Annotated in this window: 22 protein-coding genes and 1 pseudogene; 11 read left to right on the top strand and 12 right to left on the bottom strand. The window is 69.0% G+C overall.

Going from position 1 to position 26,568, the window contains the following annotated elements; all coding sequences use genetic code 11:
• Nucleotides 1-24 precede the first annotated feature (24 nt).
• From guaB to G6N50_RS14935, 3 genes are all read left to right on the top strand, one after another.
• Nucleotides 25-1,623, top strand: coding sequence for an IMP dehydrogenase (gene guaB / locus G6N50_RS14945; RefSeq protein WP_083093527.1), 1,599 nt, complete (start codon nt 25-27; stop codon nt 1,621-1,623).
• Between the two features lie 7 nt (nt 1,624-1,630).
• The gene (locus tag G6N50_RS14940; RefSeq protein WP_067834035.1) at nt 1,631-2,758 is read left to right on the top strand and encodes a GuaB3 family IMP dehydrogenase-related protein; all 1,128 of its coding nucleotides are present in this window, start codon (nt 1,631-1,633) and stop codon (nt 2,756-2,758) included.
• A 137-nt stretch (nt 2,759-2,895) separates the two neighbouring features.
• Nucleotides 2,896-4,632, top strand: a complete 1,737-nt coding sequence (locus tag G6N50_RS14935; RefSeq protein ID WP_083093529.1) for a GMC family oxidoreductase N-terminal domain-containing protein — start codon at nt 2,896-2,898, stop codon at nt 4,630-4,632.
• Nucleotides 4,633-4,684: 52 nt separating this feature from the next.
• On the opposite strand, the gene G6N50_RS14930 is transcribed toward G6N50_RS14935, so the two are convergent.
• A complete protein-coding gene (locus G6N50_RS14930; protein ID WP_083093531.1) occupies nt 4,685-5,587 on the bottom strand; it encodes a TauD/TfdA dioxygenase family protein in 903 nt (300 codons plus the stop codon).
• A 61-nt stretch (nt 5,588-5,648) separates the two neighbouring features.
• On the opposite strand from G6N50_RS14930, the gene G6N50_RS14925 reads away from it, so the two are divergent.
• Entirely contained in the window at nt 5,649-6,224 is a 576-nt protein-coding gene (locus G6N50_RS14925; RefSeq protein ID WP_142275447.1) for a TetR/AcrR family transcriptional regulator, read from the top strand.
• Here G6N50_RS14925 and G6N50_RS14920 read toward each other — a convergent pair.
• The 3 genes from G6N50_RS14920 to G6N50_RS29900 are packed head-to-tail and all read right to left on the bottom strand — an operon-like array spanning nt 6,218 to nt 9,677.
• Nucleotides 6,218-8,584 (bottom strand): glycoside hydrolase family 65 protein, encoded by a 2,367-nt coding sequence (locus tag G6N50_RS14920; protein WP_083093533.1) that lies wholly within the window; start codon nt 8,582-8,584, stop codon nt 6,218-6,220. The genes G6N50_RS14925 and G6N50_RS14920 overlap by 7 nt on opposite strands.
• Nucleotides 8,581-9,330 carry a beta-phosphoglucomutase family hydrolase gene (locus G6N50_RS14915; protein ID WP_083093535.1) on the bottom strand — a complete coding sequence of 250 codons (750 nt, stop codon included), beginning with the start codon at nt 9,328-9,330 and terminating at the stop codon, nt 8,581-8,583. Before G6N50_RS14915 ends, G6N50_RS14920 begins: the two co-directional genes overlap by 4 nt.
• Entirely contained in the window at nt 9,327-9,677 is a 351-nt protein-coding gene (locus tag G6N50_RS29900) for a hypothetical protein (protein ID WP_179970011.1), read from the bottom strand. Before G6N50_RS29900 ends, G6N50_RS14915 begins: the two co-directional genes overlap by 4 nt.
• Before the next feature lie 32 nt (nt 9,678-9,709).
• On the opposite strand from G6N50_RS29900, the gene G6N50_RS29895 reads away from it, so the two are divergent.
• Nucleotides 9,710-9,892 carry a hypothetical protein gene (locus G6N50_RS29895; protein WP_179970010.1) on the top strand — a complete coding sequence of 61 codons (183 nt, stop codon included), beginning with the start codon at nt 9,710-9,712 and terminating at the stop codon, nt 9,890-9,892.
• A 212-nt stretch (nt 9,893-10,104) separates the two neighbouring features.
• A complete protein-coding gene (locus G6N50_RS14905; RefSeq protein WP_163650856.1) occupies nt 10,105-11,358 on the top strand; it encodes an HNH endonuclease signature motif containing protein in 1,254 nt (417 codons plus the stop codon).
• A gap of 129 nt (nt 11,359-11,487) precedes the next feature.
• Here the strand turns inward: G6N50_RS14905 and G6N50_RS14900 are convergent, their stop codons facing one another.
• Genes G6N50_RS14900 through G6N50_RS14890 form a run of 3 tightly spaced genes read right to left on the bottom strand, consistent with a single transcriptional unit; the run spans nt 11,488 to nt 14,632 of the window.
• Entirely contained in the window at nt 11,488-12,303 is an 816-nt protein-coding gene (locus G6N50_RS14900) for a class I SAM-dependent methyltransferase (RefSeq protein ID WP_083100217.1), read from the bottom strand.
• On the bottom strand, nt 12,300-13,118 hold the full coding sequence (locus tag G6N50_RS14895) for a class I SAM-dependent methyltransferase (protein WP_083100215.1): 819 nt from the start codon (nt 13,116-13,118) through the stop codon (nt 12,300-12,302). The genes G6N50_RS14900 and G6N50_RS14895 overlap by 4 nt, the downstream gene beginning before the upstream one ends.
• On the bottom strand, nt 13,115-14,632 hold the full coding sequence (locus G6N50_RS14890; protein ID WP_083100219.1) for an MFS transporter: 1,518 nt from the start codon (nt 14,630-14,632) through the stop codon (nt 13,115-13,117). Before G6N50_RS14890 ends, G6N50_RS14895 begins: the two co-directional genes overlap by 4 nt.
• An 80-nt stretch (nt 14,633-14,712) precedes the next feature.
• Between G6N50_RS14890 and G6N50_RS14885 the strand changes: the two genes are divergently transcribed.
• The 4 genes from G6N50_RS14885 (at nt 14,713) to G6N50_RS14870 (ending at nt 19,483) form a co-directional block, all read left to right on the top strand.
• On the top strand, nt 14,713-15,354 hold the full coding sequence (locus G6N50_RS14885) for a winged helix-turn-helix transcriptional regulator (protein WP_083100213.1): 642 nt from the start codon (nt 14,713-14,715) through the stop codon (nt 15,352-15,354).
• Between the two features lie 97 nt (nt 15,355-15,451).
• Nucleotides 15,452-17,020, top strand: coding sequence for a glutamine-hydrolyzing GMP synthase (guaA, locus tag G6N50_RS14880; protein WP_179970161.1), 1,569 nt, complete (start codon nt 15,452-15,454; stop codon nt 17,018-17,020).
• Between the two features lie 192 nt (nt 17,021-17,212).
• Nucleotides 17,213-17,905: a hypothetical protein gene (locus G6N50_RS14875; RefSeq protein WP_083100209.1), complete on the top strand. Its 693-nt coding sequence runs from the start codon at nt 17,213-17,215 to the stop codon at nt 17,903-17,905.
• Nucleotides 17,906-17,950: 45 nt separating this feature from the next.
• Nucleotides 17,951-19,483, top strand: a complete 1,533-nt coding sequence (locus G6N50_RS14870; protein ID WP_083100207.1) for a DNA polymerase Y family protein — start codon at nt 17,951-17,953, stop codon at nt 19,481-19,483.
• A gap of 16 nt (nt 19,484-19,499) precedes the next feature.
• On the opposite strand, the pseudogene G6N50_RS14865 reads toward G6N50_RS14870, so the two are convergent.
• The 4 genes and pseudogenes from G6N50_RS14865 to G6N50_RS14850 form a co-directional block, all read right to left on the bottom strand.
• Nucleotides 19,500-20,663 (bottom strand): annotated as a pseudogene (locus tag G6N50_RS14865) (alpha-hydroxy-acid oxidizing protein).
• A gap of 71 nt (nt 20,664-20,734) precedes the next feature.
• Nucleotides 20,735-21,988: a 3-oxoacyl-ACP synthase KasB gene (gene kasB / locus G6N50_RS14860; RefSeq protein WP_163650855.1), complete on the bottom strand. Its 1,254-nt coding sequence runs from the start codon at nt 21,986-21,988 to the stop codon at nt 20,735-20,737.
• Nucleotides 21,989-22,092: 104 nt separating this feature from the next.
• The gene (locus G6N50_RS14855; RefSeq protein WP_083100008.1) at nt 22,093-22,569 is read right to left on the bottom strand and encodes a hypothetical protein; all 477 of its coding nucleotides are present in this window, start codon (nt 22,567-22,569) and stop codon (nt 22,093-22,095) included.
• Nucleotides 22,566-23,600, bottom strand: coding sequence for a nucleoside hydrolase (locus G6N50_RS14850; RefSeq protein WP_083100009.1), 1,035 nt, complete (start codon nt 23,598-23,600; stop codon nt 22,566-22,568). The genes G6N50_RS14855 and G6N50_RS14850 overlap by 4 nt, the downstream gene beginning before the upstream one ends.
• Before the next feature lie 39 nt (nt 23,601-23,639).
• On the opposite strand from G6N50_RS14850, the gene cmaA1 reads away from it, so the two are divergent.
• The gene (gene cmaA1, locus G6N50_RS14845; protein ID WP_083100010.1) at nt 23,640-24,527 is read left to right on the top strand and encodes a cyclopropane mycolic acid synthase CmaA1; all 888 of its coding nucleotides are present in this window, start codon (nt 23,640-23,642) and stop codon (nt 24,525-24,527) included.
• On the opposite strand, the gene G6N50_RS14840 is transcribed toward cmaA1, so the two are convergent.
• On the bottom strand, nt 24,528-26,540 hold the full coding sequence (locus tag G6N50_RS14840; protein WP_083100012.1) for an SDR family oxidoreductase: 2,013 nt from the start codon (nt 26,538-26,540) through the stop codon (nt 24,528-24,530).
• Nucleotides 26,541-26,568 lie beyond the last annotated feature (28 nt).

The following is a 26,568-nucleotide window of genomic DNA, read 5'->3' as shown; positions in this document are numbered from 1 at the left end:
CACATCGTATGGAGGGCCCCACTGATGACCCGTGGCACGTCCCACCTGGAAGACAGCTCCGACCTCGTCGGCAGTGCATATGTGCGGGTGGGTGGCCTGGTGGATGACCCGGTGCCCACCGGAGGCGACAACCCGCACAAGATCGCCATGCTCGGCCTGACGTTCGACGACGTGCTGCTGCTGCCGGCGGCCTCCGACGTCGTTCCCGCCACCGCGGACACCTCCGGCCAGCTCACCAGGAAGATCAGGCTCAAAGTGCCCCTGGTGAGTTCGGCGATGGACACGGTCACCGAATCGCGGATGGCCATCGCGATGGCCCGGGCCGGCGGCATGGGTGTGCTGCACCGCAACCTGCCGGTCGCCGAGCAGGCCGGTCAGGTCGAGATGGTCAAACGCTCGGAGGCCGGCATGGTCACCGACCCGGTTACCTGCCGCCCGGACAACACCCTGGCCCAGGTCGACGCGATGTGCGCGCGGTTCCGGATCTCCGGGCTGCCGGTGGTCGACGAGTCGGGCGCGCTGGTCGGCATCATCACCAACCGCGACATGCGGTTCGAGGTCGACCAGACCAAGAAGGTCGCCGAGGTGATGACCAAGGCCCCGCTGATCACCGCGCAGGAGGGTGTGTCCGCCGACGCGGCGCTGGGACTGTTGCGGCGCCACAAGATCGAGAAGCTGCCAATCGTCGACGGCCACGGCCGGCTGACCGGGCTGATCACCGTCAAGGACTTCGTCAAGACCGAACAACACCCGCTGGCCACCAAGGACAGCGACGGCAGGCTGCTGGTCGGCGCCGCCGTCGGCGTCGGGGGCGACGCCTGGGTCCGGGCGATGATGCTGGTCGACGCCGGGGTGGACGTGCTGATCGTGGACACCGCGCACGCGCACAACCGGTTGGTGCTCGACATGGTCGGCAAGCTCAAGGCCGAGGTGGGCGAGAAGGTCGAGGTGATCGGCGGCAACGTCGCCACCCGCTCGGCGGCCGCGGCCCTGGTCGCCGCCGGTGCCGACGCGGTGAAAGTGGGCGTGGGGCCGGGCTCGATCTGCACCACCCGGGTGGTGGCCGGCGTCGGCGCACCACAGATCACGGCGATCCTGGAGGCGGTCGCGGCCTGTGGTCCGGCGGGCGTCCCGGTGATCGCCGACGGCGGATTGCAGTATTCCGGCGACATCGCCAAGGCGCTGGCGGCCGGCGCGTCGACGGCCATGCTCGGCTCGCTGCTGGCCGGCACCGCCGAGGCCCCCGGCGAACTGATCTTCGTCAACGGCAAGCAGTTCAAGAGCTACCGCGGCATGGGATCGCTGGGAGCCATGGCCGGCCGGGGTTCCGGCGGCGGCGGCAAGTCGTACTCCAAGGACCGCTACTTCGCCGACGACGCGCTCTCCGAGGACAAGTTGGTGCCGGAGGGCATCGAGGGCCGGGTGCCCTTCCGCGGGCCGCTCTCCTCGGTGATCCACCAGCTGACCGGCGGTCTGCGCGCCGCGATGGGCTACACCGGCTCGCCGACCATCGAGGCGCTGCACCAGGCGCAGTTCGTCCGGATCACCGCGGCCGGGCTTCGGGAAAGCCACCCGCACGACGTCGCCATGACGGTCGAAGCCCCCAACTACTACGCACGCTGAGGCCCAGATGGTCGAGATCGGGATGGGCCGCGTCGCCCGTCGCAGCTATGAACTGAGCGAAGTCAGCATCGTGGCCTCCCGGCGTACCCGCTCGTCGCAGGACGTGTCGACCGCCTGGCAGCTGGACGCCTACCGGTTCGAGATCCCGGTGCTGGCCCATCCCACCGATGCGCTGGTGTCCCCGGAGTTCGCGATCGAGCTCGGCAAGCTCGGCGGCCTGGGGGTGCTCAACGGTGAGGGGCTGATCGGGCGGCACGCCGATGTCGAGGCCAAGATCGCGCAGCTCGTCGAGGCGGCCAGCAAGGAGCCCGAACCCTCGGCGGCGATCCGGCTGCTGCAGGAATTTCACGCGGCGCCGCTGAACCCCGACCTGCTGGGCTCCGCGGTCGCCCGGATCCGGGAGGCCGGGGTCACCACCGCGGTGCGGGTCAGCCCGCAGAACGCCCAGGCGTTGACGCCGGTGCTGGTGCAGGCCGGCATCGACTTGCTGGTCATCCAGGGCACCATCGTCTCGGCCGAGCGGGTGGCCAGCGACGGTGAACCGCTGAACCTCAAGACCTTCATCTCCGAGCTCGACGTGCCGGTGGTCGCCGGCGGCGTGCAAGACCACCGCACCGCGCTGCACCTGATGCGCACCGGCGCCGCCGGCGTCATCGTCGGTTACGGCGCGACCCGCGGGGTGACCACCAGCGACGAGGTCCTGGGTATCAGCGTGCCGATGGCCACCGCGATCGCCGACGCCGCCGCCGCGCGGCGCGAGTACCTCGACGAGACCGGCGGCCGCTACGTGCACGTGCTGGCCGACGGCGACGTCCACACCTCCGGCGAGCTGGCGAAGGCGATCGCCTGCGGCGCCGACGCGGTGGTGCTGGGCACGCCGCTCGCCGAGTCCGCCGAGGCCCTGGGCGAGGGATGGTTTTGGCCGGCCGCCGCGGCGCACCCGTCGCTGCCGCGCGGTGCGCTGCTGCAGATCGCCGTCGGTGAGCGCCCGCCGCTGCAGCAGGTGCTCAACGGGCCGTCCGATGACCCGTTCGGCAGCCTCAACCTGGTCGGTGGGCTGCGCCGGTCGATGGCCAAGGCCGGCTATTGCGACCTCAAGGAGTTCCAGAAGGTCGGCCTCACCGTCGGGAGCTGATTTCTCGCTGCCGAGTTGGGGGCACCGCCCGCTTGCGGGCGTCACGCCAGAGTGGCGGTCGGCAAGGCAGTGGAAGCTAGCCAGCCCGGCGGGAGGGCTGTTGGTTCACTACCCGCCGGTAAGGCCATACTGGTGCGATGAAGCCGGATTACGACGTACTGATCATCGGTTCGGGTTTCGGGGGCAGCGTCAGCGCGTTGCGACTGACCGAAAAGGGCTACCGCGTCGGCGTATTGGAGGCCGGCCAGCGGTTCGCCGACGAGGATTTCGCCGAGACGTCCTGGGATCTGCGTAAGTTTTTGTGGGCGCCGCGGTTGGGGTGCTACGGGATCCAGCGCATCCACCCGCTGAAGAACGTGATGATCCTGGCCGGCGCCGGGGTGGGCGGCGGCTCGCTGAACTACGCCAACACGCTGTATGTGCCGCCGGAGCCGTTCTTCAAAGACCAGCAGTGGGCGCACATCACCGACTGGCGCGACGAACTCATGCCGCACTACGACCAGGCCCAGCGAATGCTGGGGGTGGTGACGAACCCGACCTTCACCGACGCCGACCGCATCCTCAAGGAGGTTGCCGACGAAATGGGTTGCGGCGACACCTTCGTGCCGACCCCGGTCGGGGTGTTCTTCGGGCCGGACGGCACCAAGGCTCCGGGCAAGACCGTGCCGGACCCGTATTTCGGGGGCGTGGGACCGGAGCGCACCGGCTGCCTGGAGTGTGGCTGCTGCATGACCGGCTGCCGCTACGGCGCCAAGAACACGCTGCTGAAGAACTACCTTGGACTCGCGGAATCGGCTGGCGCACAGGTGATTCCGATGACGACGGTGAAGCGTTTCGAGCACCGTCCCGACGGGCTGTGGGAGGTGCGTACCGTGCGCACCGGCAGCTGGCTACGCCGCGACCGGCGCACCTACACCGCCCGGCACGTCATCCTGGCGGCGGGCACCTGGGGCACCCAGCACCTGCTGTTCAAGATGCGTGACCAGGGCCGGCTGCCGCGCCTCTCGCAGCGGCTGGGCGTGCTGACCCGCACCAACTCCGAGTCCATCGTCGGCGCCGGGCGGCTCGAGGTGTCCCCGGATCTGGACCTGACGCACGGGGTGGCGATCACGTCGTCGATCCACCCGACCGCGGACACCCACGTCGAGCCCTGCCGCTACGGCAAGGGCTCCAACGCGATGGGGCTGCTGCAAACCCTGATGACCGACGGGACCGGACCGGAGGGCACCGACGTGCCGCGCTGGAAGCAATTGCTGCAGCAGGCCCAAGACGACCCCCGGCGCACGGTGCGGCTGCTCAATCCGCGCCAATGGAGCGAACGCACCATGATCGCCCTGGTGATGCAGCACCTGGACAATTCGATCACCACCTACACCAAACGCGGCAAGCTGGGCATCCGCTGGTACACCAGCAAGCAGGGGCACGGGGAGCCGAACCCGTCCTGGAACCCGGTGGGCAACAAGGTGACCCGGCGCATCGCCGAGAAGATCGACGGCGTGGCCGGCGGCACCTGGGGCGAGCTGTTCAACATTCCGCTGACCGCCCACTTCCTCGGCGGTGCGGTGATCGGCGACAGCGCCGAGCACGGGGTCATCGACCCCTACCACCGGGTCTACGGCTACCCGACGCTGTTCGTGGTGGACGGCGCGGCCATCTCGGCGAACCTGGGCGTCAACCCCTCGCTGTCCATCACCGCCCAGGCCGAGCGGGCCGCCTCGTTGTGGCCGAACAACGGCGAGATCGACCAGCGCCCGGCGCAGGGCCAGCCGTATCGCAGGCTGGATCCGATAGCGCCGGCGCACCCGAGGGTGCCCGTCTCCGCCCCGGGTGCGCTGCGCTGGGCACCGGTCAATCCGGTCAGCTCGGCCGGCTAGCTTGCGTGACGATCGCGAGCGCGGCGTAGCCGGGCGCTGCGGGTCGTCACCATCAGCTTGCGAGCACCTGCAGCGGTGCGCCGCTGACCACCCGGCTGCGCTCGCCGCGCACGTTGACCGGCACGTCGCCCATCAGGGTGATGCGGTGCATCAGCCGCGGCTGGTCGTCGTAGTCGTCGATCGCGCGGTGCTGGGTCGCGCGGTTGTCCCACATCGCGACGTCGCCCTGTGCCCAGTTCCAGCGAATGGTGTTCTCCGGCATCGTGATTCGGCGCTGCAGCAGTTCCAGCAGCACGCTCGACTCGTGACTGTCCAGACCGACGAAGGCGCGGACGAAATCACCGGCCAGCAGGGTGCGTTCCCCGGTCTCCGGGTGCACCCGCACCACGGGATGCTCGGTGCGGAAGTCCGGCTTTTCGAACGCCTGACGGAACGCCCGCTGGGTGTCGCTCATCGACAACGCCGCTTCGGTGGTCACGTAGTCGTAGCGGTTGGTGTGCAGTGCCCACAGATTTTCCACCAGGGCTTTGAGCGGCTCGGGCAGATGCTCGTAAGCCGCCGCGGTCGAGGCCCACAGCGTCGAGCCGCCATAGCTCGGCAGGGTGACCGCGCGCAGGATCGACGCCGCCGGATAGTTGGCGGCGAACGTCACGTCGGTGTGCCAGCGGTTCGCCTTGCCGTACTCGGAGTCGATCGGGGTGATCACCGGCATGTTCTTGGCCGCCAGGGCCGAGGCGGCCGGGTGGCCGACGGGCGTGCCCAACAGACGGGCGAACGCGAGCTGCTGCTCGTCGTCGAGGTGGTGCTGGTGACGGAAGAAGATCACCTTGTGGGTCAACAGCGCCCCGCGGATCTTCTCGACCGCGTCCTGGTCGAGGTCGCCGCCGAGGCGAACCCCGTCCACCCGGGCACCGATGCGGCTTGCCAGCTTGGTGACGGTTACCTGACCTGTCATTTTCGTCGTCCTTGAGTCAAAACCGGTGTAGTCAACTGACTACATTTGGTACTGTAGTCACGTGACTACAACTTCCGCAAGGGGCCGTGAGAAAATGCCGACCGGCCGCGCGGAAGTGGCCGCGGCGATCCTGGAGGCCGCCACCGACCTGTTCGCCGAGCGCGGGCCGGCCGCGACGTCCATCCGCGACATCGCCGCGCGATCCAACGTCAACCACGGCCTGGTGTTTCGGCACTTCGGCACCAAGGAGCAATTGGTCGGCGCCGTCCTCGATCACCTGGGCGCCAACCTCAGCGCCCTGCTGGGCACCGATACGCCCCCCGCCGTGCTGGAGAAATCCCTGGACCGGCAGATGCGGGTGATGGCCCGCACCGTCCTCGACGGCTATCCGGCGGGCCAGCTACAGAAGCGCTTTCCCAACATCGCGACGCTGCTCGACGGGGTACGGCCGCAGTACGACGACGACGTCAAGGCCCGGCTCGCGGTCGCCAATGCCCTTGCCCTGCAATTCGGTTGGCGGCTGTTCGCGCCAATCCTGCGCTCCGCCACGGGAATCGAAGAGCTGACGGATGCCGAAATACGCCAGGCCGCCGGCGCCGAGGTGCGGCGGATTCTCGGGCCCGCCGATACTCAGTGACCCCGGGACAGCACCCGCCGGTGCATGGGCTCACGGCCGGGCGGCTGGTGCGGCGGCGGCAGTAGTGGCTTGCGGGGACGCACCGCGACCGTCGTGGCGGCCTCGGTGCTCAGCTCGAACTCGTCTCCGGCGTGCCGAATGGTCAGCTCGCCGCCGGGCCCGTCGCGCAGTGTGTAGGTGACGTCGTCGTGGTTGACGTCGACGGTGACCCGGAAGTCTCGCCACCGCAGCCGGAACCGTAGCCGCGAAATGCCATCGGGCAGTTGAGGATCCAGCGACAGGATGCCCTCGTCGTCGCGCAGGCCGCCGAAGCCGGCCACCAGCGCGGTCCAGGCACCGGCGAGCGAGGCCATGTGCAGACCGTCGCGGGTGTTGTGGTGCAGATCGCGCAGATCGATCAGGGCGGCCTCGTACGCGTAGTCATGGGCCAGCTCCAAATGCCCGACCTCGGCGCACATCACCGCCTGGGTGCAGGCCGACAGCGACGAGTCGCGCACCATGCGCGGCTCGTAGTAGTCGACGTTGCGGGCCTTCTCCTCGGGCGTGAACGCGTGGCTCCGCCAGTGCATGGCCAGCACCAGGTCGGCCTGCTTGATCACCTGTGCGGGGTACAGCCGCACGTACGGGTCGTGCAGCAGCAACGGGTAAGCATGGTTCTCCCGGAAATCCCATTCCGCCAGGGTGGTGAACCCTTCGCACTGCTGATGGACGCCCAGGCCGTCGTCGTAGGGGATGTTGGCGGCGTCGGCCGCATCGCGCCAGCCCGCCGCCTCCTCGGTGGTGACCCCCAGCGCCTTGGCCACGTCGGGATGGCGGTTGCAGGCTTCGGCGGCGACGCGCAGATTGTGCGCGGCCATCAGGTTGGTGAAGACGTTGTCGCGTACGACCGCCGTGTACTCGTCGGGGCCGGTGACACCGTCGAGGTGCCAGACCCCGTGCCGGTCGTGATGGCCGAGGGAGACCCACAGCCGGGCGGTCTCGACCAGCACCTGCAGGCCGCACTCGGCTTCCAGGTCGTCGTCCCCGGTGACGATGCGGTAGCGCTCGAAAGCCATCGCGATGTCGGCGTTGATGTGCCAGGCCGCGGTGCCGGCGGGCCAGTACGCCGAGCACTCCTGCCCGCGGATGGTCCGCCACGGGAAGGCGGCGCCCCCCAGGCCCAGTTCGGCCGCCCGCTCCTTGGCCAGATCCAGGGTGGAGGCGCGCCAGCGCAGCGCGTCGGCGACCGTGTGCGGCGCGGTGTAGGTGAGCACCGGCAACACATAACCCTCGGTGTCCCAGAAGGCGTGGCCGTCGTAGCCGGTTCCGGTGAGCCCCTTGGCCGCGATCGCGCGGCGTTCGGCGCGGGCGCTGGCCTGCAGCAGGTGGAAGAGCCCGAATCGCACGGCCTGCTGGGATTCGGAGTCGCCCTCGACCTCGACGTCGGCGCAATCCCAGAAGCTGTCCAGATACTCGCGTTGCGAATCCAGCAGCCCCTGCCAGCCGGTGTAGCGGGCGCTGTGCAGCGCGGCGGCGACCTGATCGCGCAGCGCCGGACGCGAGCGCATGCTCGACCAGCCGTACGCCAGGTACTTGACGATGCGCAGCTTCTGTCCCTCGCGCAACCCGCAGATCACGGTGGTCCGTGCCAGATCGGCCCGCGCATCGGTGCCGACCTGGACGCGCCCGGGAACGTCCACCTCGTGGTCCATCCCGGCGGCCATCATCAGCGCGCTGCTGCGCGTCCGGTGCATGAGGACCGCGCCGGTGTCGGTGTATTCGTGAGCGACCTCTTCGAGCGGATTCTCCAGAATGGCCGACACTCGCGGGTCGCCGGAGGTCTGCGGCTGGTCCTCGTTGGTGACCAGCTCGGACTGCACCGTGACGCGGACGAAGTCACCGACCGCTTCGACGCAGTACTCGATGGCGGCGACGCCGCGCTGCGCCAGGGACACCAGCCGGGTCGACACCACCTTTACCTGTTTTCCCGCCGGTGAGCGCCAGTGCGCGCTGCGGGTCAGCGTTCCGGCGCGCAGGTCCATATCCCGCTCGTGGGAGATCAATTCGCCGTAGCGGACGTCGAACGGCTCGTCCTCGACCAGCAGCCGGATGATCTTGCCGTTGGTGACGTCGACCAGCGTCTGGCCCGCCTCCGGATAGCCGTAACCGGCCTCGGCGTAGGGCAGCGGCCGGATCTCGTAGAAGGAGTTCAGGTAGGTGCCCGGCAGGCCGTACGGCTCACCCTCGTCGAGGTTGCCGCGCAGCCCGATGTGCCCGTTGGACAGGGTGAACAGGGATTCGGACTGGGCCAGCAGATTGAGGTCGAGCTGGGTCTCGCGGACGTGCCATGGGTCAACGGGGAACGATTCGTCGGTGATCATGACTGCAGCAACTCGGCGAGGTCGGTGACCACCACGTCGGCGCCGTTGCGGCGTAAGTCCTCGGCTTGGCCCACCCGGTCGACACCTACCACGAACCCGAAGTTACCTGCCCGGCCGGCCTCCACCCCGGACAAGGCGTCCTCGAACACGGCGGCCGCGTCGGCGGGGACGTCGAGCAGCTGCGCCCCGCGCAGGTAGGAGTCGGGGGCCGGTTTGCCGGCGATGTGCTCGTCGCGCAGGGTGATGCCGTCCACCCGCTCCTGCACGAACCGTTCCAGGCCGGTGATCTTCAGGACGTCGCGGGTGTTGGCGCTCGACGACACCACCGCGATCCCCAGCCCCGCGGCCGACACCGCCTCGAGGTAGCGCAGCGACCCGTCGAACACCTCGACGCCGTCCTCCTTCAAAACCTTTTGGAACATGTCGTTCTTGCGGTTGCCCAGGCCGTAGATCGTCTCGGCGTCGTCGGGATCGTCGGGGCTGCCGTCGGGCAGGTGGATGTCGCGGCTTTCCAGGAACGAGCGGACCCCGTCCTCGCGCTTCTTGCCGTCGACGTATTCGCGATAGTCGGTGGCCGCGTCGAAGGGAACGAACTCGCCGCCGGTGCGCTTGGCCCGGTCGGACAGGTAGGCGTCGAACATGGCCTTCCAGGCTTTGGTGTGCACACTGGCGGTGTCGGTGAGCACTCCGTCGAGGTCGAACAGGCAGGCACGCACTTTCTCTGGCAGACCCAGGGATGAGCTCACCGCGGTCCTCGCTTCCTGGTGTCGGGGGCTGGTTGAACCGATACCCACTCCACCACGCCGCCATGTCTGTCGCCAAGCAACCGGGCATTGCTGACTCTCAAGGACCGTGTCAGCGACGTGGCCCGGTCCCCGAGCAGCAGCGCGAGGCGTCCCGGTCCGCGCAACCATGGTTTGGCGCCGAGTGCCGCGCCCATCGCCAGCGCGCTGTCCCGCGCGGTCACGGGTTGATCGTCAACGACGTTGTAGGTGCCGGCCTGGCAAGTGAGTGCGGCCACCACCGCGTTGGCGGCATCGGCAAGGTGGATCGACGACACATAGCTTTGGGGGCGGCCTGCTTGAAATGCCATGTGGCGCACGCCATCCCCATGATCTGCTCGCTGTGCGCCGCGCCGACTCCGTAAAAGACGCCGAATCGAAGAATCACGGCCATGCCATCAAGGTCGCCGAATCGGCGGGCGTTGGCCTCGGCGGCGTGATTACCAACGGCAACGGGGTAGTGGTCTGTCGGCCAGTTTTCGTCGATCCATCGGTCCGCGCCCTCGCGATAGATCATCGCCACTGATTCCTGCACCAAGCGGGGAACGTTGGCGGCAGCGGCTGCGTCGGCCACGGCCGCCGATCCCTTGCAGCGCACCAGTTCGCCGCCTTTCCACGCCGAACGGAAGATGAACTTGGTCGTGGAGGGCAGCGATCGGCCCGGCGAACCTAGATCCCGCGCGTCGGCCGGGGATCGGGCAGCCCGGACTTGTCGGTGGTGGCTGCAATGATGATGTGATGTCTTTGACCGCATCCGCTGGTGCTGTGGTGGTGAGTCCCAGCGAGCGTGTTGCGGTGTTGTTCGAGGAGCTGGCGGAGTTGACGGGTCAGCGCAACGCGATTGATGGGCGCATCGTTGAGATCGTCGCCGAGATCGATCGCGACCAATTGTGTGGCGTCACCGGCGCGCGGTCGGTGCCGGCGTTGGTGGCCTGGAAGACGGGCTGCTCGCCGGCGAACGCGCACACGATCAGCACCATCGCGAGCCGGCTCGAGGAGTTCCCACGCTGCGCTCAAGGCATGCGAGAGGGCCGGCTGTCGACCGATCAGGTCGGCGTCATCGCGGCGCGGGCCGGGGCGGGTTCTGATGAGCACTACGCGCAGCTGGCGCGCTGCGCCACGGTCAATCAGCTGCGCACCGCGGTCAAGCTGGAACCGCGACCCGAACCCGACCCCCGGCCCGGGCTCGAGCGCTGCTCGATCACGACGACCACCAACGAGCAGGGCAGCTGCTATCGGATCGCACTTGCCCACCAGGACGCCGCGAAGTTCGACGCCGCCTTGGCGTCTCACCGTGATGCGCTGATCGCCGAGTGGAAGCACGATCACGGTGAGGGCCGGGGCGCTTTAGATCAGCGGCCCCCGTTGCCGGGCACCGCCGAGGCGTTTATGCGCCTGGTTGAGGCCGGATGGGACGCCGAGGCGGCCCGCCGCCCGCACGGGCAGCACACCACCGTGGTGGTGCATGTCGACGTCGAGCAGCCCGCTGCGGCACTGCATCTGGGTCCGCTGCTCACCGACGCCGAACGCCGATACCTCACGTGTGATGGCACTGCCGAAGTCTGGTTCGAGCGTCACGGTGAGGTCATCGGTGCCGGGAGGGCGACCCGCCTGATCAACCGGCGGCTTCGCCGCGCGCTGGAGTACCGCGACCGCACGTGCGTGGTTCCGGGTTGCGGTGCCACCCGTGGTCTGCACGCCCATCACATCTGGCACTGGGAGGACGGCGGCCCCACGGAGTTGGCCAACCTGGTGCTGCTATGCCCTCATCATCACCGGTTGCACCATCGGGGCGTCATCACCATCACCGGACCCGCAGGCGCTCTCACCGTCACCGACGACGCCGGCCGGTTACTGAGCCCGGGATCTCTGGCACGCCCACCGACCCAACCCCCTCCCGCGGTGGCGCCCTGCCCGGGACCTACCGGCGAGCGCGCCGACTGGTGGTGGTATGAACCCTTCCAGCCCCAACCACCACCGACAAACAACTAGCCCCGGTTCCGGTCGTGAAGTAACGCAATCCCGAGCCGTCGGACCGCTGCAGGAACATGACCTCTCCGCGGCCGCCGCTCCACGTCATCGTGTAACGCTGTCCTGGAATCTAGTTGGGCCGCACTATATTCAGCCCGCACTCGCTGCGCACACGACCCCCTGGATCGCGCGCAGGCGTCCGTCGGCTAGCGCCTGGGTGAGGTTTTCGGCCTTGCGACGAAAGTCGGTGACAAACGCGTGCAGGCCCAGCGGTTGGGGCGGTTGTGCGAGCAACGCCTGCATGAGCGAGCTCGCGGTGTCGGTGAGATCGTTCCAGCGCTCGACGGTGAACCCCGCGGAAGCGACGAGGGATCGCAGCTCCTCGGGGGTCACCAGATGGCTGTTGGCGGGTGTGTTGGCCCAGGGCAGCGGGAAGTCGAGCGCGCGGCGGTCACCAATGGTCAAGTCCCACATGGCAAGCCGGCCACCGGCGGTGAGTACGCGGCGGGCTTCGCGGTACAGACCCGCCTTATCGGCCACGTTCATCTGAACGTGTTGACTGACGACGACGTCGAACGAGCCGGGCGGGAAGGGCAATGCGGTGACGTCGCCTTGGAAAACGGTGATCGAATCATCCAGCCCGACAAGCCGGTTGAGCCAGCGGTGTGTGTCACAGTATTCCTCGGTGAGGTCCACGGCGGTCACCGCGCAGCCACACCGGTCGGCGACGTAGCGGGCGGTGCCGCCGATCCCGCTGCCCGCGTCGAGCACCCGGCTTGCGCCGGTGATGGCCGCCAGGTCCACCAGTTGGCTGGTGGCGAAGCGACCCATGGTGTGAAAGTCCTCCAGCAGCCCCAGGTCCGCGGGTTCCAGGTGGTCGAGGTCCTTGCCGGCGGCGGCCAGGGCGTTCTCGATGTTGCGCCGCGACAGCCCGGTCGAGTATTGGACGGCGATCGTGTCGTTCATTTGTCCACCTTTGTCCATGCGGTGATCAGCGGAGGCATGGTGATGAGGGCGTTGACCGCGAGCGCCTCCTCGCGGAATCGCGGCACGAAGTCCTCGATGTCGGCGAGCTCGTCGATGGCGAAGCCGCCCTGTTCGGCGATGGGGGAGACCAACCGCCAGACTTCCGCGGCATAGGCCAGGATGTCGGCGTCGGCGGCGGTCCCGATGGGCGTGCCCTGCGTCAGGCTGGGCGCGCCCAGGCCGGCGTCGGCGAACACCCGGTGCAGGGTGGTGCCGAACTCGGCGCGCAGCCCCATGGCCTCGAAGGCACGGACGATCCCGCCCGTGACCCGCCCGAACAGCGGCAGGTCGGGGATGCTGCGCGTCGCGGTGATGTCGTTCTCGGAGAACGCGAGGACGCCGCCGGGGCGCACCTGCGTGCGCAGGTGCCGCAGCGTGGCGGCCGGGTCGGGCAGGTGCATCAGGATCAGCCGGCCGATGACCGCGTCCACCGGTTGGTCCAGCGCGAGCTCGTCGACGACAGCCTGGGTGAATTGTACTGTGCCCAAGCCTTGTTCGGCGGCGCGCATGCGGGCGAGGTCGACCATCGCGGGCGCGGCGTCCACCCCGAGGACACTTCCCGTCGGGCCGACCAGCCGGGCGGCGACGAACGACACGTCACCGGGCCCGCACCCGATATCGAGCACCAGCATGCCCGGGCGCAGCCCGGCGAGCCGCAGCGCGTGCTCGGTGTAGTGGTTGTACAGCCGTCCCTGCAGGAGGAGCCGCCGCACTTCCACGTCGGCGTGGCCGAGGACATAGGTGCTGTTGGTCATGAGACTTCCCTTTCGGTTTGACGCGCCGGCAGTAGCCAGCCGACGACGATTGCGGCCCCCAGCGCGATGCCCGCGCAGACCAGCGAGCTCACCTGCAGGCCGTCCAGGAACGCGCGATCGACGACGCCGCGGACGTAGCCGGCTTGCGGCGCGGGCAATTGCTGAATCACCCGGTGCGCCAATGCCATTGAGTGCCGCATGGGCTCGGCGGGCAATCCGGTCAACGCGGCCGCCCCGAGGTGTCCCGAATACACCGACGCGAAGATGCTGCCGGCGATGGCGACGCCCAGGGTGCCGCCGAGTTCACGCGTGGTGTCGTTGACGGCCGAGCCGACGCCGGCCTTGTCGACGGACAGCGATCCCATGATCGCCTCGGTGGCCGGCGAAACGGTCAGGCCGAGGCCGCCGCCGAGCAGCAGCATCTGGATGGCGATCTGGTCATAGGGTGTGGCGGCATCCGCCGTCGACGCCCACGCAAGACCGGCGGCGAACACGGTCAGACCGGCGGCGACGACGGCCGTGGTGCCGACCCGTTGCACCAGCCGGGGTCCCAGGATGCTGGCCAGCGCGATCGAGGCGGCGACCGGAAGCAGCCGTACGCCACTCTGAAAAGCGCTGTAGTCCTTGATGAATTGGAAATACTGGGTGATGACGAAGATGAACCCGAACAAGGTGAGGAAGCCGGCGGTCACCGCCAGGCTGCCGCCGGAGAACCGGCGGTCGAAGAACACCGACACGTCCAGCATCGGCTGGGCGGTATGCCGTTCCCAGAGCGCGAACCCGGCGAGAAGCCCTGTCGCCAAGGCGAATCCGGCCGCGGTCCGGCCGTCGGTCCATCCCCAGGTGGGCGCCTCGATGACCGTGTAGACCAGCGTTGTGACGCCGGCCGCCGACAGGACGAGGCCGGGGACGTCGATGCGCGGCGCGGCCGGGTCACGTGAGGTCGGGACGAAGAGGAGGCCGCCGATGATGGCCAGTGCGGCAATGGGAATGTTCACCATGAAGATCGAGCCCCACCAGAAGTGTTCGAGCAGCCAGCCGCCGCTGATCGGTCCCACGGCCACCCCGACGCCCACCATCGCCGCCCACAGCCCGATCGCCTTGGCGCGCGCCGCCGCGTCGGTGAAGATGTTGGTGATCAGTCCCAGTGTGGTCGGGAAGATCACCGCCGCGCCTATGCCCATGGCCGCGCGGGCCGCGATCAGCGCGTCGGCCGAATTAACTTGCGCCGCAACGGCGGAGGTGAGCGCGAACAGGGCCAGCCCGGAGTTGAGCCACCCCCTGCGGCCGTAACGGTCGGACAGGCTGCCGGCCGACAGCAGCAGGCCGGACATCACCAGGGTGTAGGCGTCGACGATCCATTGCAGCTGGGCGGTGTCGGCGCCGAGTTCGCGCGACAACGTGGGCAACGCGACGTTGACGATGGTGGCGTCGACGCTGATGACGAAGACGCCGAGGCAGATTACGGCGAGTGCGGGAACAGGATGACTGCGGACTATCGGTGCGAGAAGCATGAACAAGACAATAAATCTAATAGACAAATAATTCAAGTAATAAGTTGAAAAACACGTGTACCATGCGGTAGCCTGGCGGGGTGGCGTCCCGCAGGAACTACAACCAGAACTGTCCGATCGCGCGCGGGCTCGACGTCCTGGGCGAGCGGTGGACGTTGCTGATCCTGCGTGAGCTGGTCGGCGGACCGCGCCGCTACGGTGACCTGCGCGACGAGCTGCCGGGCATCGCAACGAATCTGCTGGCCGAGCGGCTAAGGGAACTACAGGAAGCCGGGCTCGTCGACCGTGCCGACCTGCCGGCGCCGATCGGGCGCACCGTCTACACCCTCAGCGACATGGGGTGGCAGCGGGTACTGCCCATCTTGCAAAGTGTCGCGTGGTTCGGGCTGGACCGGCTCGACCCGATCGGGGACGGCCCGGCGACGCCCCTCAACGGCTTCCTGGCCGGCCTCCTGCTGGGCTTCAACTCGGCGCGCGCGGCCGGGTTGGAGGTGACGTGCCGCGCCGAGATCGACGGCCGCAGATTCGAATTCGCGATAACGCAGGGGCGCCTGGCCGCCGCTCGCGGCGAGCCCTCGGTGACGCTCACCGCCGGCGCGACCGATCTGGTGAACGCGCGGCTGGGGTCAACCGAGGCCAAGCGTAAGGCGGCGCTGCGGCGAGTTCACTTCGAAGGTGACCTTCAGACCGTCAGTGCGGTGTGTCAAGCGTTTTCGCTGTAGGGGGTTCCCCGCGATCAATCCCGGATTCCGAGCAGCGCGTCGATGAGCGCTGGGCGAGGGTACGGCCGCACCCGGGCAGCCTCCGGTAGCCACTAAGCTGGCTGCCGTGGAAACCCCCTCGCAGCGGCCCGTGTTGGTCGTCGATTTCGGCGCACAGTATGCGCAGCTGATCGCCCGTCGCGTCCGCGAGGCCCGGGTGTTCTCCGAGGTCATCCCGCACACCACCACGGTCGAGGAGATCAAGGCCCGCGACCCACTGGCGCTGGTGCTCTCCGGCGGACCGTCCAGCGTGTACGAGCCGGGCGCGCCGCAGCTCGATCCGGCGGTGTTCGATCTCGGGGTGCCGGTGTTCGGCATCTGCTACGGGTTTCAGGCCATGGCGCAGGCCCTCGGCGGCACCGTCGCCCATACCGGAACCAGTGAATACGGTCGTACCGAGCTGAAAGTTCTTGGCGGCGAACTGCATTCGGGGCTACCGAGTTCGCAACCGGTATGGATGAGCCATGGTGACGCGGTCACGGCCGCGCCGGACGGGTTCGAGGTGGTGGCCAGCAGCTCCGGTGCCTCGGTGGCCGGCTTCGAGAACCGCCAGCGGGGCCTGGCCGGCGTGCAGTACCACCCGGAGGTCATGCACACCCCGCACGGACAGCAGGTGCTCAGCCGCTTCCTGCACGACTTCGCCGGGCTGGGCGCGGACTGGACGACGGCCAACATCGCCAGCGCGCTGGTGGAGCAGGTGCGCGAACAGATCGGCGACGGCCACGCCATCTGCGGGCTGTCCGGCGGCGTGGACTCCGCGGTGGCCGCCGCGCTGGTGCAGCGCGCCATCGGTGACCGGTTGACCTGTGTTTTCGTTGACCACGGGCTGTTGCGCGCCGGCGAACGCGCGCAGGTGCAGCGCGATTTCGTCGCCGCCACCGGAGCCAACCTGGTCACCGTCGACGCTGCCGACACCTTCCTGCAGGCGCTGTCGGGAGTGACCAACCCCGAGGGCAAGCGCAAGATCATCGGTCGCCAGTTCATCCGCGCCTTCGAGGGCGCGGTGCGGGAGATCTTGAGCGACACCGGGTCTGAGGTTGATTTCCTGGTGCAGGGCACGCTGTACCCGGACGTGGTGGAATCCGGTGGGGGCAGCGGGACCGCCAACATCAAAAGCCACCACAACGTCGGTGGCCTGCCCGACGACCTGAAGTTCAAGCTCGTCGAGCCGCTGCGGCTGCTGTTCAAGGACGAGGTGCGCGCCGTCGGACGTGAGCTTGGCCTGCCGGAGGAAATCGTTGCGCGCCAACCCTTTCCGGGCCCCGGTCTGGGCATCCGGATCGTCGGCGAGGTCACCGCGCAGCGGTTGGAGACGCTGCGCCGCGCCGACTTGATCGCGCGTGAGGAACTCACCGCCGCCGGCCTGGACAACCTGATCTGGCAGTGCCCGGTGGTGCTGCTGGGCGAGGTCCGCTCGGTCGGTGTGCAGGGCGACAACCGCACCTACGGGCACCCGATCGTGCTGCGGCCGGTGTCCAGCGAGGACGCCATGACCGCCGACTGGACCCGGGTCCCCTACGAGGTGCTCGAGCGCATCTCGACCCGCATCACCAACGAGGTGGCCGAGGTCAACCGGGTGGTGCTGGACATCACCAGCAAACCCCCCGGCACCATCGAGTGGGAGTAGCTGGCCCGGCCTGATTTCCGCGAGAATGCGGCCACATGGCACCCATCAGCCCCACCAGTATCGATCGCATAACGCTGTCCCTCGCGTCGCTTGACGGTTGTCGGAGGGCGGGTGTTTACTGCGAAATGCATCGAACATACATTCGAATACACTCCCCGGAAGCTCCCGGAAAGCGGGTGATAGGAGGCTGTCATGACCGCGGCTTTTGCCTCCAGTCACCGCCAGGAAACCCGTGCTGAACAGCTAGAATCGCTTCGCCGACGGATGGCGAGCATCTCCGGGAAGAGGGGGCCGGCCGCCGCCGTGCCCGCCGAGGACCTGCTGCCGGACGCGGAGTCCCAGCTGGCGCTCCCGGCGTGGCTGGCCGAGCTGCTGCCCGCGCCGGTGCCGCGGGGGACGGTCGCGGTGCTCTCGGGTGCCCGGTCGCTGTTGTTGAGCATGGTGGCCGCGGTCACGGCGGCCGGTGGCAACGCCGCAATCGTCGGTCAGCCGGACATCGGGCTGCTGGCCGCCGCGGAGATGGGGGCGGACCTGAGCCGGCTCGCGGTGATCCCGGATCCCGGAACCGATCCGGTGGAGGTGGCCGCGGTGCTCGTCGACGGCATGGATCTGGTGGTGCTGGGGCTGGGCGGGCGCCGGGTGCCGCCTACCCGGGCGCGGGCGGTGGTGGCCCGCGCCCGGAACAGGGGCTGCACCCTGTTGGTCACCGGCGGCGATTGGCAGGGGGCGCCGACGCGCCTTGCCGCCCGGGTCTGCGGTTATGACATCACTCCGGGTGATCGGGTGCCGCCCGTCCCTGGATTCGGCCGGATCGCTGCGGTGCGGCTGCAGGTCAGCGGGATGTGTGCGGGACGACGGGTGATGACCCGAGCGCGAGCGGGATAAAGCGTGGTATCCCCTTCTGGTTCAAGGGTGTTGGCGATCTGGTGCATGGATTGGCCCGCGGTCGCGGCGGCGGCGGCCGCGGGCCTGTCCGCCTCCACCCCGATCGCTGTCACGTTGGCCAACCGGGTGATCGCCTGCTCGTCGGCCGCACGCGCGGCGGGAGTGCGGCGGGGGCTGCGACGCCGGGAGGCGGCGGCCCGGTGCCCGCAACTGCACGTCACCGCCGCCGACGCGGACCGCGACGCCCGCTTCTTCGAAGCGGTGATCGCGGCGGTGGACGACCTGGTGCCTCGCGCCGAGGTGCTGCGGCCCGGCCTGCTGGTGTTGCCGGTGCGCGGGGCGGCCCGCTATTTCGGGTCCGAGGCCACCGCCGCCGAACGGCTGATCGATGCGGTGGCGGTGGCCGGCGCCGAGTGTCAGGCCGGGATCGCCGACCAGTTGTCCACCGCGGTCTTCGCGGCGCGGGCGGGCCGTGTCGTCGAGCCGGGGGGCGACGCGAGGTTTTTGTCGGTGCTGTCCATCCGCCAACTCGCCACCGAGCCGAGCCTGTCCGGTGCGGGCCGCGAAGAACTGACGGACCTGTTGTGGCGGATGGGGATTCGCACCATCGGGCAGTTCGCCGCGCTGGCGCGCAGCGACGTGGCTTCCAGGTTCGGCGCCGACGGCGTGGCCGCACACCGGTTGGCGCGCGGCGAACCCGAACGACCACCGTCGGGCCGGGAACCACCGGCCGAGCTCGAGGCCGTGCTGGACTGCGATCCGCCGATCGACCGGGTTGATGCCGCGGCGTTCGCCGGGCGCTCACTGGCCGGCAGGTTGCATCAGACGCTGATGGCCGCCGGCGTGGGATGCACCCGGCTGGCCATCCACGCCGTCACCCCCAACGGCGAAGAACTGCACCGGGTGTGGCGGTGCGCCGAGCCGTTGACCGAGGACGCCACCGCCGACCGGGTGCGCTGGCAGCTCGACGGCTGGTTGAGCAGCCGCACCGCGCGCAATCCGCGTCCCACCGCCGCGGTGACGCGGTTGCGGCTGCAGGCGGTCGAGGCGGTATCCGCCGAGGCGCTGCAGTTGCCGCTCTGGGGCGGCCTGGGCGAGGAGGACAGGCTGCGGGCCCGCCGCGCCCTGGTGCGGGTGCAGGGTCTGCTCGGTCCGGAGGCGGTGCGAGTGCCGGTGCTGTCCGGCGGGCGGGGCCCGGCCGGGCGCATCACGCTGATCCCGCTCGGCGATGAGCCGGTACCGCGCGCCGATCCCGAGCTGCCGTGGCCCGGCCGGCTGCCCGAGCCGTCACCGGCGGTGCTGCTCGACGACCCGGTGGAACTGCTTGACGCCCAAGGAAACCCGATACGGGTGACCATCCGGGGGCTGTTCTCCGCCGACCCCGCGCGCATGGTTGCCCACGGCCGAGACGAACGGCTGTGCTGGTGGTCGGGGCCCTGGCCGGTCGACGAGCGTTGGTGGGACCCCGACCTGGGCAAGGGCCGCACCGCCCGCGCCCAGGTGTTGCTGGAGAACGAGCGCGCGCTGCTGCTGTGCTATCGCCAGCGGCGCTGGTATGTGGAGGGCAGCTACGAATAATCTACGAAAATCGTTGTCATTGAGCGTATTCGACGCGCCGCAGCGCGTCGGGGGTCAGGTCCTTGAGCGAGGGATATCCGTCGACGGCCATGATCAAATCGGCCTCGGCCAGCAGCTAGCGCAGCACGTGCACGAGGCCGTCGACGCCACCGATGGCCAGCCCGTAGGCGTAGGGGCGGCCGATCCCCACGGCGGTCGCGCCCAGCGCGAGCGCTTTGATGATGTCGGCGCCGCCGCGGACACCCGAGTCGAACAGCACCGGCATCCCCTCGGCGGCCTCGATCACCCCGGGCAGGCAATCCAAGCAGGGCAGCCCGCCGTTGGCCTGCCGTCCGCCATGGTTGGAGCAGTAAATGCCGTCCACACCAATGTCTTTGGCGCGGCGAACATCGTCGGGATGGCAGATGCCCTTGACCATCAGCGGCAGGCTGGTCTCGGATCGCAGCCACTCCAGGTCGGACCAGCGGAACGGCCCACCGAAGATCGGCAGCTTGCGCACCGCCGCCTCGGTGGCGTCTTCGCCCCGGCTCAGGTTGGCGCGAAAGACCGGATCGCTGGTGTAGTTGGCCAGGCAGCCACTGGGCACCTGCGGGTAGTTCCCGCCGCTCAGGTCGCGGGGGCGCCAGCCGGTGACCCAGGTGTCGAGGGTGACGGCGATGCCCTTGAAGCCGGCCGCCTCGGCCCGGTGCACCAGGCTGGCGGCCATCTTGCGGTCCGGCGGCGTGTACAGCTGGAAAAACGCCGGCGTATCGCCCAGTTCGGCGGCGAGGTCTTCCATCGGGTCGGCCGATAGTGTTCCCGCGAAGAACGGCACGCCCGTGCGGACCGAGGCCCGCGCGCAGAGCATGTCCCCGTGGCCGTCTGGGTCGCACACCCCGATGACGCCGATGGGTGCCATGAATATCGGCGACGGAAACCTCATGCCGAACAACTCGACGGACATATCGCGCTGTTCGGGGGCGATCCCCATGCGCGGGTACAGCCCCCACCGCTTGAAGGCCGCGCAGTTGGCGCGCTGGGTGTGCTCGTCACCGGCGCCGCCCGCCACGTAGCCCAGCACCTTCGGCGTCATCGCCGCCGTCGCCGTCTTCTCCAGCTCCTCGAACCTGATCGGGTACTGCGGCTGATTGCCGTACAGCGACTGGTCGTACAGCTCGTTTTGATACTCGGCGAAAGCCATAGTCGCTGCTTTACCCCGTGGTTCACCCACCAAACGAGCGCGTCAGGATCCGGCCCCCGCTGATGCCGGCGTCAGTACCGCCCGAAGGCGATGGCCACGTTGTGTCCGCCGAATCCGAACGAGTTGTTGATCGCGTACTCGTAGTTGCCCGGCCGTGGCTTGCCTGCCACCACGTCCAGGTCGATCTCGGGGTCGAGGTTTTCCAGGTTGAGCGTGGGTGGGACCACCTGGTCGCGCAGCGCGAGCACGGTCAGGATGGATTCCACGGCGCCGACCGCACCCACCGAGTGGCCCAGGGCGGCTTTGGGGGCGTAGACCGCCGGCTTGTTGGCGCCCAGCGCGTTGTTGATGGCTCTGCCCTCGGCGACGTCACCGACCGAGGTGCCGGTGGCGTGGGCGTTGACGTGGTGGACGTCCGAGGGGCTGAGCCCGGCGAGCTGGATGGCGCGGCTCATCGCGTGCCCGGCGCGTTCGCCGTTGGGGTCCGGGGCGACCATGTGGTAGCCGTCGGAGGTGATGCTGGCGCCCATGATGCGGGCCAGGATGTTGGCGCCGCGGGCCTTGGCGTGTTCCTCGGTCTCGATGACCATCAGCGCGCCGGCCTCGCCGAACACGAACCCGGTGCGGTCGCGGTCGAACGGGCGGCACGCGCCCACCGGGTCGTCGTTCTTGGTCGACATCACGATGCGCATCTGGGCGAACGCCGCGATCGCGACCGCCTCGATCCTGACCTCCACGCCACCGCAGATGGCGATGTCGGCCTCGCCGAACACGATGTTGCGCCAGGCCTGCGCCACCCCCTCGGATCCCGACGCGCACGCCGACACCGGGGTGATCACCCCGGCCCTGGCGTGCCGCTCCAGTGCCACCGAGACGGCCGCCCCGTCGGGCATGTACTTCGACACCGCCAGTGGCGAGACCCCCTTGATGCCACGGGCCCGCAAATCGTCGTAACTGAACACGATCTGCTCGGCGGACCCCAGGCCCGTGCCGATGGACACCATCAGCCGGTCGCCGTCGACCTCGGGCGAACCCGCGTTCTCCCACACCCGCCGGCCCAACACCGTCGACATCTGCTGCAGGTAACCCATCCGGTGGCGTTCGGCGCGCGTCAGTCCGCCGTCGAACTCCTCCAGCAGGTGCCCGCCGATGCGCACCGGCAGATCGAACTCCTCGACGAACGAATCCTCGAGCTTACGGATACCACTTTGCTTGTCCAGCAACAGCTTCCAAGTGGTCTCGGCGTCAGTTGCCAGCGCGGTCGTCATGGCAACGCCAGTGACGACCACATTCGGCAGCGTTTTCCCGGTAACCAGCTCAGTCATGCCCCGCGAAACCTTCCACTTGATGCGAGCTGACCACCCTTGACGTCGAGCCCACTCCCAATCATCAAAACACAATCCACCATTGCCCCCGTTGCGCCCGACGCCTATCTCGGCGCCGATCGCCCTGCGCTATCGGCACGCACCGCCTGCGCTCGCGCCATCAGCCCGCGACCGCCTGGCAGGGCGCCGACGACCGCGCGGGCCAACCGGTCGCGGCCGCGGACACCCTGGGTGCGGGCTTTTCCGGCGCTCAGGTGGCGCCAGCCCAGCCCCGCCCAGGACGCGGCGACGGCCGCGTCGATCAGCCCGCCGCGGGCGCGGCGCCGGTCGACCACGGCCAGGCCGAGTGCGGTCGCCGAGTGCACGGTGTCGACCCAGACCCCGGCCGCCAGCACCTCCGGTCCGGGGTCGACTCCCGACAGCAGCGCCTGGGTCAGATGCCGCGCGCCCAGGATCCGGGTGACGACGAGCGCCTTGCGATCGACTTGCACCCCGTGCAGGTGGCCGAGCACCTCGGCGGGGGCGGCCAGCAGCACCGCGCCCCACCCCGCCCGGATCAGTTCGATCGCACGAATCCTCATCCCACACCCCCCAACCGACGGGCAAAGGGCCCCACCCGTTCGATGAACCGATCGAAGAATCCCGCCGCATCCACGTCAATCCCGATCAGTGCGTTGGGTTCTCGACGATCGGACCAGTCGGTCACCGTCATGGCGCGGGTCAGGGTTCCGGTCAGTTCGATGTCCACCGTGGCCGGACGCGTCGCGACGAGCCCGGGATCCAGCGCGACGGCGGCGGCCAACGGGTCGTGCATGTGTGCCTGATACCCGTGGCCGAGTTCGTGATAGGCCTCCAGGTAGAACCGCATCGCGTCCTCGATCACCCGGATCAGCGGGTTGGAAGCCGCCGACCGGGTTCCGCGCTCGTCGTGCTCGCTCAGCTGGGTCGTCGTCGACTCCGCGGCCGCCGCCAGCCGCGCGAGGTGATCCGGCGTCATCGCAACCTTGCGGGTCAGATCCAGGCCGCACAGGATTGGAAGCCGCTGTTGCCCAACGGTTTCCGGACACCAGGCCGCCAGCACCTCGGCCGCCGCCTCGGGATCCACGCTGATGTTCCACTCCGCCACCGCGGTGGTGTTACCCCGATGGTCGTAGGAGCCGCCCATGATCACCAACCGGCGCAGCAGGGTGGGCAGCTCGGGCTCGGCGCGCAGTGCCAGCGCCAGATTGGTCAACGGACCGGTCGCCACGCCGATGAGCTCACCGGGAAAGGCCCGCGCCGCGCGCACCCAGGCGCTCGCCGAGTCGTAATCGGCGAGCCCGCGCCCGCCGGGCGGCAGGTCGGCATAGCCCAACCCCCTGGGGCCGTGGACTTTCGACGGCAGCCGCATCGGCCCGCTCAGGGTCTGTCCGGAACCCTTGGACACCGGGATGTCGGTGCGTTCGCACAGCGCCAGCAACCCCAGATTGTTCTCGCAAACCTGCTCTACCCCAACGTTTCCCCCGGTCGAGGCGATACCGACCACTTCGGCGTCGTAGCTGGCGAGCAAATACATCAGCGCCAGCGCATCATCCACGCCGGTATCGACGTCGACGAACACGGGAGAATTCATTGTTTCCAACATACTCAGTTCGGCGACTAGGCTGGCACGATGCCAACGACGTCGGAGCCCCCCGAGGGTGCTGAGTTAACGCCGCACTTCGACGATGTGCAGGCCCACTACGACTTGTCGGACGAGTTCTTTCGGCTATTTCTCGACCCGACCCAGACGTACAGCTGCGCCTACTTCGAGCGCGACGACATGACGCTGGAAGAGGCGCAGATCGCCAAGATCGACCTCGCGCTCGGCAAGCTCGGGCTGCAACCCGGCATGACGTTACTCGACGTCGGCTGCGGTTGGGGCGCGACCATGATGCGCGCGATGGAAAAGTACGACGTCAACGTCGTCGGCCTCACCCTGAGCCGCAACCAGGCCGACCACGTCGAGGAGCTGATCGCGAAGTCCGGCAGCCCTCGTTCGGCGCGGATCCTGCTGGAGGGCTGGGAGAAGTTCGACGAGCCGGTCGACCGGATCGTCAGCATCGGCGCGTTCGAGCACTTCGGGCACGAGCGTTACGACGCGTTCTTCACCCTGGCGCACGACCTGCTGCCCGACGACGGGGTCATGCTGCTGCACACCATCACCGGGCTGCACCCGACCGAGATGGCCGAACGCGGCATGCCGATCTCGTTCACCTTCGCCCGGTTCATCAAATTCATTGTCACCGAGATCTTCCCGGGCGGGCGGCTGCCGTCGATACCGATGGTGGAAGAGCGCGCCACCGCCAACGGGTTCACCGTGACCCGCGTGCAGTCGCTGCAACCGCACTACGCGAAGACCCTCGACATCTGGGCCGCCGCGCTGCAGGCCCACAAGGACGAGGCCATCGCGGTGCAGTCCGAGGAAGTCTACGAGCGGTACATGAAATACCTGACCGGTTGTGCCGACGCGTTCCGGATCGGATACATCGACGTCAACCAGTTCACGCTGCAGAAGTGACTACCAGTGCACGCCGGGCACCAGGCGGACCAGCCGCTTGACGCCCCGGGGTGTCCGGATGCCCCGGGTGACGGCGCGCACGGGCCGGCTGGGCTTGCGGCGTGCCGTCCGCGGAGCCACCGCCGGCGGCGGTTCGGTGGTCTCCCCGCGCGCCGCGGCCGAATCGGGATAGCCGAGATAGAGCTGGTGCAGAACCCGCCGCGAAGTGCGCGGGGCGAAATAATTGCCGGCTTCGGCCAGCGTGCCCAGGGGCGTGTCGATGCGGGCCGGCTTCTCCACCAGGCCGCGCACCACCATCGCCGCCGCGCGTTCGGGGCTGATCGCCGGCACCGGGTTGAGCCGGTGCGACGGCACGATCATCGGGGTGCGCACCAGCGGCATATGGATGTTGGTGAAGGTGATGTGATCGGACAGCACCTCCGAACCCACCACGTCCGAGAACGCGTCCAGCGCGGCCTTGGTCGGCAGGTAGGAGCTGTACTTGGGATTGCGTGCCTGCACCCCGGCGCTCGACACGTTGACGACGTGACCGAATCGGCGCTCGCGCCAATGCGGTAGCAGCGCCAGCACCATCCGCACCGCACCGAAGTAGTTGACCGCCATCACCCGTTCGTAATCGTGCAGCCGGTCGGTGGAGTTGACCACCGAGCGGCGGATCGACCGGCCCGCGTTGTTCACCAGATAGTCGACGTGGTCGAAGCGTCCCAAAATGTCTTTGACGGTGTGTTCCACCGACGCGGAATCGGTCACATCGCAGGTAAAGGCATGGGCGGCACCGCCGTTGGCGCGGATCTCGGCCACCAGCGCATCCAGCGCCGCGCCGTTGCGCGCCAGCGCGAACACGGTGGCGCCCCGCTCGGCGATCGCGACGGCCGCCGCCCGCCCGATGCCGCTGGACGCGCCGGTGATGATGACGTGCCGGCCCTGCAGCGGTCCCTGCGGATCGTCGCGGCGCGCGCGATCCGGATCCAGGTGCTCCGCCCAGTACCGCCACAGCTTGGGTGCGTAGCCGGAAAACTCCGGAACGCGTATCCCGGTGCCCTGCAGGGCATCCCGAGTCTTCTCACTGACGAACGTGGGCGCCAGGTCGACGACGTCGAACACCTCGGCGGGGATGCCGAGCTGGGTGGCCGCCATGTTGCGCACCACCTTGGCGCGCCCGCGCACCTTGAGCACCGGGGCGGCCACCGAACGCGGCAGCGACCCGCGCAGCGGCGGCAGCCCGGCCGCCCTGGCCACGCCGCGGTAGATGCCGCGCAAGCCGATGGTTTTCTCGGCGGTCAGGTGGAACGTCTGCCCGTCGCGGCCCTCGGCGTGCATTAGCGCGACCAGCGCGTCGACGACGTAGTCGACCGGGACGATGTTGGTGCGACCGGTGTCCGGCAGCAGGATCGGGGTCAGCGACGGCAGCACCGCCAGCTTGGCCAGCACCCCGAAGAAGTAGTACGGCCCGTCCACCTTGTCCATCTCGCCGGTGCGGGAATCGCCCACCACCACCGCCGGGCGGTAGATGCGATGCCGCAGCCCGGTCGCCGCGCGCACCAGCAGCTCGGCCTCGAACTTGGTCTGGTGATACGGCGTCGGCAGCTGCTGGCCCACGTCGAAGTCGTCCTCGGTGTATTCGCCGGCGAAATCACCCGCCACGGCGATCGACGACACGTGGTGCAGCGTCGCGTCCAGCCGCTGCGCCAGCCCGATCACCGCGCGGGTGCCCTCGACGTTGCTGGCTCGCTGCTCGGCTTCGCCGGCGGTGATGTCGTAGATCGCCGCACAGTGCACCACGTGATCGATCTCGCCCAGCTCGGCGATGTCCGCGTCGCTCAGCTCCAGCTCCGGCAGCGCGGCGACCAGCGGCTTGACCCGCTCACCCCAGTGTTCGGCGAGCCGCTCGAAGCGGCCCAGCGACTGCCGTCGCACCAGCACCCACACCTGCGCATCGGGCCGGGATTCCAGAAGACGAGACACGACGCGGCGACCAATAAACCCGGTACCGCCGGTAACGACATACCGCATGGAGCAATGGTAGCCGCACCCGTCAAGC

Origin of the sequence: Mycobacterium mantenii (assembly GCF_010731775.1) — a bacterium.
In the GTDB taxonomy this organism is placed as follows: Bacteria; Actinomycetota; Actinomycetes; order Mycobacteriales; family Mycobacteriaceae; genus Mycobacterium; species Mycobacterium mantenii.
The sequence above is the reverse complement of the archived record's forward strand: the minus strand, read 5'-3'. Positions and strand labels throughout refer to the sequence as shown.